Source organism: Bradyrhizobium sp. B124, from assembly GCF_038967635.1.
Lineage (GTDB): Bacteria > Pseudomonadota > Alphaproteobacteria > Rhizobiales > Xanthobacteraceae > Bradyrhizobium.
The window spans coordinates 7,682,198-7,693,947 of the sequence record NZ_CP152413.1; the positions used below are offsets into that span (position 1 = coordinate 7,682,198).

8 protein-coding genes are annotated in these 11,750 nt (G+C 59.4%); 6 read left to right on the forward strand and 2 right to left on the reverse strand.

All coding sequences use genetic code 11. The features are described from left to right. The first annotated feature begins 9 nt into the window (after window positions 1–9). Together AAFG13_RS36425 and glnT are read left to right on the forward strand one after the other, a co-directional pair. On the forward strand, window positions 10–1,338 hold the full coding sequence (locus AAFG13_RS36425) for an FMN-binding glutamate synthase family protein (protein ID WP_342709864.1): 1,329 nt from the start codon (window positions 10–12) through the stop codon (window positions 1,336–1,338). A 34-nt stretch (window positions 1,339–1,372) separates the two neighbouring features. Then, entirely contained in the window at window positions 1,373–2,701 is a 1,329-nt protein-coding gene (gene glnT / locus AAFG13_RS36430; protein WP_342713470.1) for a type III glutamate--ammonia ligase, read from the forward strand. A 290-nt stretch (window positions 2,702–2,991) separates the two neighbouring features. Here the strand turns inward: glnT and AAFG13_RS36435 are convergent, their stop codons facing one another. After that, window positions 2,992–3,504, reverse strand: a complete 513-nt coding sequence (locus tag AAFG13_RS36435; RefSeq protein ID WP_342713471.1) for an Lrp/AsnC family transcriptional regulator — start codon at window positions 3,502–3,504, stop codon at window positions 2,992–2,994. Between the two features lie 137 nt (window positions 3,505–3,641). On the opposite strand from AAFG13_RS36435, the gene mdeB reads away from it, so the two are divergent. The 4 genes from mdeB to AAFG13_RS36455 all read left to right on the forward strand — a co-directional run bounded on the left by mdeB (window position 3,642) and on the right by AAFG13_RS36455 (window position 10,520). Continuing rightward, window positions 3,642–6,335, forward strand: coding sequence for an alpha-ketoglutarate dehydrogenase (gene mdeB / locus AAFG13_RS36440; RefSeq protein ID WP_342709865.1), 2,694 nt, complete (start codon window positions 3,642–3,644; stop codon window positions 6,333–6,335). 13 nt (window positions 6,336–6,348) lie between these two features. Then, window positions 6,349–7,614, forward strand: coding sequence for a 2-oxo acid dehydrogenase subunit E2 (locus AAFG13_RS36445; protein ID WP_342709866.1), 1,266 nt, complete (start codon window positions 6,349–6,351; stop codon window positions 7,612–7,614). A gap of 9 nt (window positions 7,615–7,623) precedes the next feature. After that, a complete protein-coding gene (lpdA, locus tag AAFG13_RS36450) occupies window positions 7,624–9,351 on the forward strand; it encodes a dihydrolipoyl dehydrogenase (RefSeq protein WP_342709867.1) in 1,728 nt (575 codons plus the stop codon). Between the two features lie 677 nt (window positions 9,352–10,028). Continuing rightward, window positions 10,029–10,520 carry an Lrp/AsnC family transcriptional regulator gene (locus tag AAFG13_RS36455; RefSeq protein ID WP_342713473.1) on the forward strand — a complete coding sequence of 164 codons (492 nt, stop codon included), beginning with the start codon at window positions 10,029–10,031 and terminating at the stop codon, window positions 10,518–10,520. Window positions 10,521–10,832: 312 nt separating this feature from the next. Here AAFG13_RS36455 and AAFG13_RS36460 read toward each other — a convergent pair whose 3' ends face one another. Beyond that, window positions 10,833–11,531 carry a Crp/Fnr family transcriptional regulator gene (locus AAFG13_RS36460; protein ID WP_342709868.1) on the reverse strand — a complete coding sequence of 233 codons (699 nt, stop codon included), beginning with the start codon at window positions 11,529–11,531 and terminating at the stop codon, window positions 10,833–10,835. Window positions 11,532–11,750: the final 219 nt, after the last annotated feature.

An 11,750-nucleotide genomic window follows, 5' to 3' on the forward strand; every position in this document is an offset into this window, starting at 1 on the left:
GGCACCGATATGACCATGCATACCAAGGCGGCTCCGCAAACGCTCCCGCGGTTCTCGAGCACTTTCTCCCCTCATGTGCTCGCCGAGATCAGGCGAGCTGCCGCAACCGGCATCTACGACATTCGCGGCGGGGGCACCAAGCGAGCGCTGCCGCATTTTGACGATCTGCTTTTTCTCGGCGCGTCGATTTCGCGTTATCCCCTCGAAGGCTACCGGGAGAAGTGCGGGACCGACGTGACGTTGGGCTCGCGCTTCGCCAAGAAGCCCATTACCCTGAAGACGCCGGTGACGATTGCCGGGATGAGCTTCGGCGCTCTGTCAGGACCGGCCAAGGAGGCGTTGGGTCGAGGTGCCTCCGCGATCGGAACGTCGACCACGACCGGTGACGGAGGAATGACGGCGGAAGAGCGTGAACATTCGTCGCTCCTTGTGTACCAGTATCTTCCTTCACGTTACGGAATGAATCCCGACGATCTCCGCAAGGCGGATGCGATCGAAGTCGTCATCGGGCAGGGTGCCAAGCCGGGTGGCGGCGGCATGCTGCTAGGACAGAAAATCTCCGATCGCGTCGCTGCGATGAGAACCCTCCCAAAAGGAATCGATCAGCGCTCGGCGTGCCGTCACCCGGATTGGACCGGGCCCGACGATCTGGAGATCAAGATCGAGGAACTGCGCGAGATCACCGATTGGGAAAAGCCGATCTATGTGAAAGTCGGGGCATCCCGTCCCTACTATGACACGTCGCTCGCTGTGAAGGCCGGTGCAGACGTCGTGGTTCTCGATGGCATGCAGGGCGGCACGGCCGCCACCCAGGACGTATTCATCGAGAATGTCGGGCTTCCGATCCTGGGTTCCATTCGGCCGGCCGTGCAGGCGCTGCAGGATCTCGGCTTCCATCGCAAGGTTCAACTGATCGTCTCGGGTGGCGTCCGCACCGGAGCGGACGTCGCCAAGGCTCTCGCTCTTGGCGCCGATGCTGTCGCAATTGGCACCGCGGCACTGGTCGCTCTGGGCGACAACGATCCATCGCTCGAGAGCGAATATCAGGCGCTCGGCACCACCGCCGGCGCATATGACGATTGGCATGAAGGCAAGGATCCCGCCGGCATCACGACCCAGGATCCCGTTTTGACGGCCCGCCTCGACCCGGTGAAGGCGGGACGCCGATTGGCCAACTATCTCTCCGTGCTGACGCTCGAGGCGCAGACGATCGCGCGGGCCTGTGGCAAGAGCCATTTGCACAACCTCGAACCGGAAGATCTCGTCGCGCTAACCGTTGAGGCGGCGGCGATGGCCCGCGTGCCCCTTGCAGGGACGAACTGGATACCCGGCCTGTAACGCAACGGAGTCGAGGGGGAAACACATGAACAAGATGACATCGCCAGCATCTGGATCGTCGCGGGCAGCCGATCTGTCGGAAATCGCCAGGGAGCGAGGAATAAAGTATTTCCTCGTCTCCTACGTCGATCTGTTCGGGGGCCTTCGTGCCAAGCTGGTTCCTGCTCCGGCGATCTCGGGCATGGTGGCCGCCGGCGCCGGCTTCGCCGGATTTGCGACCTGGCTGGACATGTCACCCGCGGACGCCGACATGTTCGCAATTCCGGATCCCCACAGCTTGATCCAGCTTCCCTGGAATCCGGAGGTGGGCTGGCTTGCATCGGATCTCTATATGGGAGGCGAGCCAGTGGCTCAGGGCCCCCGCAATATCCTGAAATCCGTGATCCGCGCGGCGGCGAAGCAGGATTTCCAGGTCAAGACCGGAGTGGAATGCGAATATTTCCTGATCACGCCCTCGGGCGAAACCATCAGCGATCTTGCGGATAACGCGTCCAAGCCGTGCTACGACCAATCGGCGTTGATGCGGCAGTTTCCCGTGATCCGCGAAATATGCGACGCGATGCTGACCCTGGGGTGGGGCGCATACCAGAACGATCACGAGGACGCCAACGGTCAGTTCGAGATGAACTGGCATTACGATGACGCTCTCGTAACGGCAGATCGCCATGTGTTCTTCAAGTACATGGTTCGGACGCTGGCTGAAAAGCACGGCTTGCGCGCAACCTTCATGCCCAAGCCCTTTATCGATCTCACGGGCTCCGGTTGTCACATGCATGTCTCTCTCTGGAAGGGAGAAGACAACGTATTTGCCGATGGCGGCGACGAGCTTGGTCTGTCGAGTTTGGGCTACGCATTCATCGGTGGGGTCATCCACAATGCGGATGCGTTGTGCGCCATTACCAATCCGACGGTCAATTCGTACAAGAGGATCAATGCCCCGCGGACCGTCTCCGGCGCCACCTGGGCACCCAACACCATCACATATGCGGGAAACAACCGCACGCACATGATCCGCGTGCCCGATGCCGGGCGGTTCGAATTTCGTCTGGCGGACGGTGCCGCCAATCCATACCTTCTTCCCGCTTGCGTGATGGCGGCCGGACTGGACGGCATCGAGAACAAGCGCAATCCCGGCAAGCGTCTCGACATCAACATGTATACCGAGGGCGCGTCCGTGAAGGATGCAAAGCGCCTTCCGCTCAATCTTCTCGACGCGTTGCGGGCGCTCGAAGAATCGCAAGTCCTGCGCGATCGGCTCGGCAATTCCTTCGTCGACGCATTTTTAAAGCTCAAGCACGAAGAATGGTGCAGCTTCACGCGCCACCTGACCAAGTGGGAGCGCGATCACACCTTGGACATCTGATCATCGATTTCCGGTCCCTCCCGGAAAGCGCCTCGGACTATTACTTTGGCGCAAGCTCCGCCCGGCATCCTCAAGGTGCCGGGCTTTTTCATTTCGCGGGGGCGTTCCAGCCACAGAGCAATTCGGAACGTGTTACGAACTCGTCTTGTCGAGGGCCGTCGCTCGACACTGATGTCGCAGGATCCGACCGACGCCTTGAGCTCGCAGCGGGCATATTGAGTGCCGATCACGTGAAACGCAGACCCTCCATCTCTTCGCCTTGCGCGGAGTAAAAAGCGCACGGCTGGCGGTCATCGTGGCTTTCGCGCCCCTGATTTGCCAGGCTTGAGATTCACCAGCGTCTCGATCGGGAGTTCGGTGTTGTATTTGACCTGCTTGAGCGCGAAGCTCGATCGGATATTCGCGACGCCAGAGGTCTTGGCTAGCTTCTCGACGATGAATTGCTGCAGGGCAACCACGTCTCGCACCACAACGCGCACCAAATAGTCCGAGTCGCCGGACATCAGGTAGCATTCCATCACCTCCGGCAAGTTCGCCATGGATTTCTCGAAGGCCTGAAGTTTTGGCTCCGTTTGTTTCTCGAGCGCCACATGAATGAAGACACTGAGAGCGGAGCCGAAACGCACCGGATCGAGTAGCGCAACACGACGCAAGATGACGCCGGACGCCTCGAGTTGCTTGACACGCGCCAGGCAGGGAGACGGCGAAAGGCCGACCCGTGCCGCCAGCTCTACATTCGACAGGCTGGCGTCACGCTGCAAGTGCTTGAGTATTTTGAGGTCGATCGCGTCCAGTTCTTGAATCGGCATGACGTGCTGAATGGGTCTATGGAAGCAGCATAACTAGCTGTTTAAAGGCTGTTTCGCAAGGTCTTCGGTATGACCTGCTCTTGCATGGAGTGCTAGGAGAGCTTTCGTATTCACGAGAGTGGCAGACCTCCATGATTCACGATGTCGAGAAGATTCGCCAGGCCGTGGCGTCCGCGGCCGTCGACGCCGACCCTTCGGAAACGGCAGACTGGTTGGCCTCCCTGGCGACGCTGTACCGCAATGGCGGTGCCGAGCGGGCTCGCTTTGTCCTTTCGGCACTGGACACGCGGGCAAAGGAGCTCGGCGTCATCTCGGCGGCGCCACCCTTCTCTCCTTATCGCAATTCCATCCCGCTGGAATCGCAACCGCCATATCCAGGCGACATCGACATCGAAACGCGCATCACGGCCATCATACGCTGGAACGCGTTGGCCATGGTCGTCCGCGCCAACAAGGCCTATGGCGAGCTTGGCGGGCACATCGCGAGCTACGCCTCGGCGGCTGAAATCTTCGAGCTCGGCTTCAATCACTTTTTTCGTGCCTCAAACGGCGGATCAGGCGGAGACATCGTCTACTTTCAACCGCACTCATCGCCAGGCGTCTACGCGCGCGCGTTTCTGGAAGGTCGCCTGACGGAGCAGCACCTCAAGCATTATCGCCAGGAGCTGACCGGCAGTGGACTATCCTCCTATCCCCACCCATGGCTGATGCCAGATTTCTGGCAGGTGCCGACCGGCTCGATGGGCATCGGGCCGATCAGTGCCGTCTACCAGGCCCGCTTCATGAGGTATCTCCAGAACAGGGGCCTGGCTGAAACGGAGAACCGCCATGTCTGGGGCGTGTTCGGCGACGGAGAGATGGACGAGCCGGAATCGATCGCGGGGCTTTCGATTGCCGCGCGCGAGGGTCTGGACAACCTCACCTTCATCATCAACTGCAACCTTCAGCGCCTCGATGGGCCGGTTCGCGGCAACGGTCAGGTCATCCAGGAGCTGGAGATGCTGTTTCGCGGCGCCGGCTGGGGCGTGATCAAGGTCCTGTGGGGATCGGAATGGGATCATATCTTCGCCCGCGACACCGAACACGCGCTGCTTCGCCGCTTTGCCGCAACCGTCGATGGCAAGTATCAGACCCTGGGCGCAAAGGACGGCGCGTACAATCTGGCGAACTTCTTTGACGAAGATCCGGAAGTGCGAGCATTGGTCTCTCACATGTCGGACGGAGAGGTCGACGCGCTTCGGCGAGGCGGTCACGACTTCCGCAAACTGTTTTCTGCCTTTGCCGCTGCCAAGGCCACAAAAGGCAGGCCCACGGTCATTCTCGCGAAGACCAAAAAGGGCTTCGGCATGGGAGGTGCCGGCGAGTCGCGCATGACCTCCCACCAGGCGAAGAAACTGGATGTCGATGCACTCTATGCCTTCCGGGATCGGTTCTCTCTTCCATTGAGCGATGAACAGGTCGAGCGCCTTGAGTTCTATCGGCCGGAAGAGAACAGCGCCGAGCTGAAGTATCTGCGGCAACGCCGCGAGGCGCTCGGCGGATTTCTTCCGTCCAGGAAACGAACAGCACCGTCGGTCCGCGTCCCCGAACTCGAGAGCTACGCCGAGTTTGCTCTGAAAAGCGACGGCAAGGAAATGTCGACCACGATGGCCGTGGTGCGGCTGTTTTCCAATCTGCTCAAGGATAAGCAGGTCGGCCCGCGGGTCGTGCCCATTGTCGCGGACGAAGCGCGAACGTTCGGAATGGCAAACCTGTTCAGACAGGTTGGGATCTATTCGCCGGTCGGGCAGCTGTACGAACCGGAAGATGCCGGTTCGATGCTCTACTACAAGGAAGCAGTCGACGGCCAACTGCTCGAAGAGGGGATCACCGAAGCGGGGGCGATTTCGTCCTGGACCGCCGCGGCCACCTCGTACAGCGTGCACGGTTTGAAGCTGCTACCGTTCTATATCTACTATTCGATGTTCGGATTTCAGCGTGTTGGCGACCTCATTTGGGCCGCGGCTGATCAGCGTTCGCGGGGCTTTTTGATCGGCGCCACCGCGGGACGCACCACTCTCGGCGGCGAAGGGCTCCAGCATCAGGACGGATCCAGTCACGTCGTGGCGGCGACCGTTCCCAACTGTAGAGCGTACGATCCGGCGTTCTCCTACGAAGTCGCAGTGATCCTCGACCACGGCATGCGGGCCATGCTCGAGGAGGACCGTGATGAATTCTACTACTTGACGGTCATGAACGAGAACTATTCGCAGCCGTCGATGCCGCAGGGCATCGAGGCGGATATCGTCAAGGGCCTGTACCGTTTTGCGCACAGCGCGAAGAAGGCAGACCTGCCGAGCGTACGATTGGTGGGCTCTGGCGCGATCCTGCCTGAGGTGATCCAGGCCGGCAAGATGCTGGAGAGCGAGTGGGGCATTGCCTGCGAGTTCTGGTCCGCCACCAGTTTCTCCGAGCTTGCGCGCGATGCGCGCGAAGTCGAAAGACGAAATCGCCTCAATCCGTTGACGGAACCGGTTGCGAGCCACGTGGCCACGTGCCTGCCGGGCCAGGTGCCCGTCATCGCAGCATCCGACTATGTGCGCGCATATCCCCAGCTCATTGCGCCCTATATTGAAGCTCCCTTCACCGTTTTGGGCACCGACGGGTTTGGCCGCAGTGACACGCGCGCGGCGCTCAGAGCGTTTTTCGAGGTCGATCGCCATCAAGTGGTGGTTGCCGCCCTATCTGCTCTGGCGCGTTCCGGCGTGATCGACAGGCAGCAGGTCGCGGACGCGATTTCGCGTTATGGCGTAGCGGTTGGCGCTCCTTCGCCGTGGTCCGTCTGAGGAGGAGCTCACCATGACGAGACAGGTGGATGTCGTTCTGCCGGACATCGGCGACTATAAAGATGTGCCGGTCATCGAGATCAACGTAAAGGTCGGCGATTCCGTTTCGATCGACACGCCGTTGCTCTCAATCGAATCAGACAAGGCCACGATGGAAGTGCCATCTCCGTTCGCGGGCGTGATACGGGAGCTGAAGGTGGCGGTCGGCAGTCGGGTTTCGCAAGGCAGCCCACTCATGCTGCTCGACCAGCAGGCCTCCTCGGCCAATCCTCCCGCTGAGCCTGCCACGATCGAGCCAATTCCGGCCGCTGCTGCGCCAACCCCGGCTCCCAAACCCGCGGAGAAGAGCCGGCTTGAGCCGGCAGCGTCCAATGCGGACGCTATGGCGCATGCCACGCCGTCGGTCAGGGCGTTCGCGCGCGAGCTGGGTGTGGATCTCGGGAAGGTGACGCCGAGCGGCGCAAAAGGACGGATCCTGCGGCAGGACGTTGCCGCATATGTCAAGCGGGGGCTCGGTTCAGCTGCGTCTCCGCAGCTGATGGCAGGCGGTGGTGGGCTTGCCGAATGGCCCAAGGTGGACTTCGCAAAGTTCGGTCCGGTCGAGCGTGCTGCGCTATCGAGAATTCAGAAGATCGCCGGCGCGAACCTGTCGCGGAACTGGCATGTCATTCCTCATGTCACGAACTTCGACAAGGCCGACGTGACAGATGCTGAGGCATTCCGTCAGAGCGTGAACGACGGGGGAGGACAGGGTGCCAAGCTCACCATGGTCTCTCTTCTTATCAAGGCTTCCGCGCTCGCGCTCAAGGCATTCCCGCGATTCAATTCATCGCTGGACGGTGAAGAGCTCGTTCTGAAAAAGTATGTTCACATCGGATTCGCCGTCGACACGCCGAACGGCCTCATGGTGCCGGTTATCAGGGATTGCGACAGAAAGGGGCTCTTCGAGATCGCAGCGGAGATGCGCGCATTGGCCGACAAGGCAGTCTCGGGAACCCTTCCCATAGGAGACATGCAGGGCGGCTGTTTCTCGGTATCTTCGCTGGGCGGTGTCGGCGGCTGCGGATTTACACCGATTATCAATGCCCCTGAAGTGGCAATCCTTGGCGCGGGACGATCGGCGACCGAGGCAATCTGGGACGGGAACGCTTTCAAGCCGAGGCTGATCCTGCCCATCAGTCTGTCCTGGGATCATCGGGTCGTCGATGGTGTTGCAGCAGCGAAATTCTTAAGCTTCGTCGCCGCTGCCATCAGTGACCTGCGTCGGTTTGCGCTCTGAGGATCAGTCATGACCCAAATATCCGAGATTCGCGTGCCCGATATCGGTGACTTCAAGGATGTCGCGGTCATTGAAGTGCTGATCAAAACAGGTCAGATCATTGTCGAGGACGAGGCTCTCCTGACCGTCGAATCCGAGAAGGCGACCATGGAGATCCCGTCGCCCTCGGCCGGCAGGATCGAGTCTGTCACGGTCAAGGTTGGCGACAAAGTTTCGCAGGGAACTGTGATCGCCAAGATCGTGGGCTCAAAGCCTGCGTCTGCGGAGGATCGAGTGGCGGTGCAGTTGAAGTCGCACGACCCCCAGCTTGCTGCCGAGTTCGACCTCGTGGTGGTCGGGGCAGGGCCGGGCGGCTACTCAGCGGCGTTCCGTGCCGCTGATCTCGGAATGAAAGTTGCCCTGATTGAACGTTACGATGTCCTCGGCGGCGTTTGTCTGAACGTTGGCTGTATCCCTTCGAAGGCGCTGCTCCACGTTGCCGGCGTGAAAGAGGAGGCCCAGCGGATCGCTTCAAGCGGCATCCGATTTGATCCCCCCGTCATCGACCTTGATGCACTCAGATCCTTCAAAAGCGCTACGGTAAAACGTCTGACGGATGGGTTGAGCCAGATGGCGAAGGCACGAAAAGTCGAGATCGTGCACGGATCGGCCAAATTCGAATCGCCGATCCGCTTAAGCGTCACATCGGGCGGCGGCGAGACCCGGGCCGTTGGATTCAAGACATGTGTGATTGCGGCGGGATCCTCGGCCGTCCGATTACCCATGATGCCGAAGGATCCGCGCATCGTCGATTCCACGGGCGCTCTTCAGCTAAGAGAAGTGCCTCGCCGGATGCTGGTGATCGGCGGTGGGATCATCGGCCTTGAGATGGCCACGGTGTACAGCGCGCTCGGCGCTCGTGTCGATGTCGTCGAGCGTCTGCCCGAGCTGTTGTCCGGCGTCGATCCTGATGCGGTTGCGATCTGGCGCAAGAGAAATGCTCATCGCTTTGATCACGTCTGGCTGGGTGCCTCGGTGGAAAGCGCCGAGATCGTCAATGATGAAGTCGTCGTCACGATAAAAGGTGGGGTCCTGGAGAGGCATTCTTACGACCTCGTGCTTCAATCGGCAGGACGAACGCCCAACAGTGATGCACTTGGACTGTCTTCCATCGGACTTGAGCCTGATCAGCGCGGCTTCTTGGCGGTAGACAAGCAAATGCGAACATCCGTCCCAAACATCTTCGCGATAGGCGATATCGTGGGGGGACCGATGCTGGCTCACAAGGCTGTGCACGAGGGGCATGTTGCGGCCGAAGCCGCGGCCGGTCAGAAGAGCTATTTCGATGCCAGCGTTATCCCCAGCGTGGCCTATACCGATCCGGAAATTGCATGGGTGGGCCTGTCGGAAAAAGATGCCATGGCCGCGCAACGGAGCGTGAAATCCGTCAAGTTTCCCTGGGCCGCTTCAGGTCGCGCGATCGCGTCTGGCGTGCCGTACGGGATGACGAAGCTTGTCTTCGATACCGAGACTCATCGCGTGGTCGGGGGAGTAATCGTTGGGCCGCATGCCGGGGATATGATCGGGGAGATATGCCTGGCGATTGAGCTGGGAGCCGATGCGGTCGATATTGGCAGGACGATTCATCCGCATCCAACCTTGGGTGAGACGATAGGTATGGCCGCAGAACTGTTCGAAGGGGTATGTACCGATGTTCTTCCGATCGCCAGACCTGGGGGAAGAGCACTGACCGCCTGACGGAGGGCTCATGGCACCGTTTTCAACCCAATTCGCGTTCAGTCAGATCATCCGATATCTGGCTTGGGTCCTGTGCACCCGATGTGCCGACTTATCTCTTCCTCTGTTCAGCCGACCAGTCGTCCGGTTGAACTCGTCGGTCGTTCCGGTTCTTGGCGGATGACAAGATTTTGCGCATACAGCCTCGTGGAAAACGGTCGCAAGGTTGAAATCACACTGGCAGGAGACGTTGCTGGTTTACCTGCGACGCCGCGATCGACCGTTGCGCCATCGGCTCGTGTCGACGAGGCAGCCAGCCTTTGGCCGCAAGAGGGAAATCAGAACCCTACGTGAGTTTGCCAAAGCGCGATGAGCTGAAGTGGAATCGATCCAGGGTTGACGAAGAAATGGCAAGTGACGAATAGCGAGTTCGACGCTGCGATGGGCCGGGGCAGTTCGCCCAACCGGAATTTCCACCGGAGGAGCTCGATCAAAGCGCTGGCGCGCTTCGGTCAAAATGCACCATGAGAGGTGTTCCTCTGTCCAATGATTCCTTGGGCCTTCGAACAATTGCGAACATTGTCGGCCAAGCCGCGCATTCGTGTTCATGAGAGAGGAGGTGGGCAATGACAGGTGCTAACGGAATCACATCGTATGCCTGGACCAGGGAAGCACGCTCTGTTGGCCGCAGCGCAGCCATGGAACTCGACAAAATCGATGCTCGTCTTCTTGACCTCATGCAACGCAATAATCGCTTGAGCAGCGAAGAACTCGCCGCGAAGGTCGGCTTGTCTGCATCTGGAGTTCAGCGTCGATTGAAGCGCTTGCGATCGGAAGGCATCATAGAGGCAGATGTTTCGATCATCTCTCCAAAGGCGATCGGACGGAGCGTGACCGTATTGGTTCTCGTTTATCTTGAGCGCGCTCGGGCTGACATCGTCGATCGCTTCAAGAGAGCAATCTGCAGGATGCCAGAGGTGATGAGCGGATTCCATGTGACCGGCCGCGCCGACTTCGCCCTGCTTGTCACAGCAAATGATTTGGAAGAATATGAGATGTTTACCCGGCGTCTTGTACGCCAAAATCCGGACATCAAGCGCTTGGAAACGATGGTTGTCCTGGACCGAGCCAAAGCAGGATTCACGGTTCCACTGGCTTCAATCGCATGCTGGTCACCAATGTTGACGTGACACGTCGGACCCTGGTCTTGTACCAACTAAAGCGAGATGAGTTTGGATTGAACGGATTTGCCACAGTCCGCGGCCGTAATCGTTCGGACAGTATTTGAGGATTGCCCCGTTGGTTCCCTCCTTGACGTCGATCAGGATGGCGCGTTGCGACTTTTGCCTTTGGGTCGTTACCTGAGTCCAAACATCTTTGAAAGAGGCTCCCGAATTTGGGGCCTCTTTCGCCGTTTAAGGTCCCCATAACTTTGCCCTGCAGGCCCCTTCGATGAAGGGCTGTCTTGCAATCTGAGCAAATCGGAACCTTGCGCGAATTTGCTAATCCGCTGGTGCCGCTATCGGAATGCTGGCATCGGGCGAGGCATAAGCATTGGAGATGAGCTTATAGCAGCAACACGCCCTTTGCCCGAGGTGCTTGCGGTCGTCGATCTGCAGGACGCCGCGTGACTTGCGAATCAAGCCTTTATCCTCGAAGCGGTTTAGTGTCTCCGTTACCCCGGCGCGGCGCAATCCCAGGACTGACGAAAGGTAGTCATGGGTGGTTGGCAGGACATGAGAGTCGATCGCATCGCTCGCCAGGCAGAGCCAGGATGCAAGCCGCTTTTCCAGGTTATGCCGAACGCCGCACAAAGCCATCTGAGCACAATGCAAGCTCAGCGCTTGCACATAGCGAGAGAGATGCTCCTGGATTTCCGGGCGTTCATTCATCGCCTTGCGCAAATCGTCAACGCGAATTCTGTGCGCGATTCCGGGAAACAGCACGACCGATTGATGGGTCGAGCAATGCCCACCGAGCAAGAATGAAGCCCCGACCGCACCGCGGTATCCGATCAGTGCCGTTTCAAGCATGCTCCCCTCAGCAATAATTCTTAAGGAAACAAGGCCCGATTCAATGAAATAGACGTATTCGAGGGGCTTTTTCGGTTCGTGGAGAACCAGACGTTCTCGCAGCATGACCGGCTCAAGGAACGGCCCAACCGCGGCAAGATCCTGAAGAGAGATCCTCGCCAGAATCATGTTCTTGACGGATGTCCGTGTATTAGGGCGCACGTAGCGCGTAGTGTGTACCCGCTCCACCTTCCGCTCCAGACATTCGAGGTCTTGAACATCGGCACCGTCTTCGCCGAAACGTCTCCAGTTTATAATCGTCTTTGTCCACGAACATGTACCGTCCCAAGGACCGGCTGGCCGCAAGGTAGCCTTCGCTCGTCGGCGCGAAGGCTGCCTCTAGACATT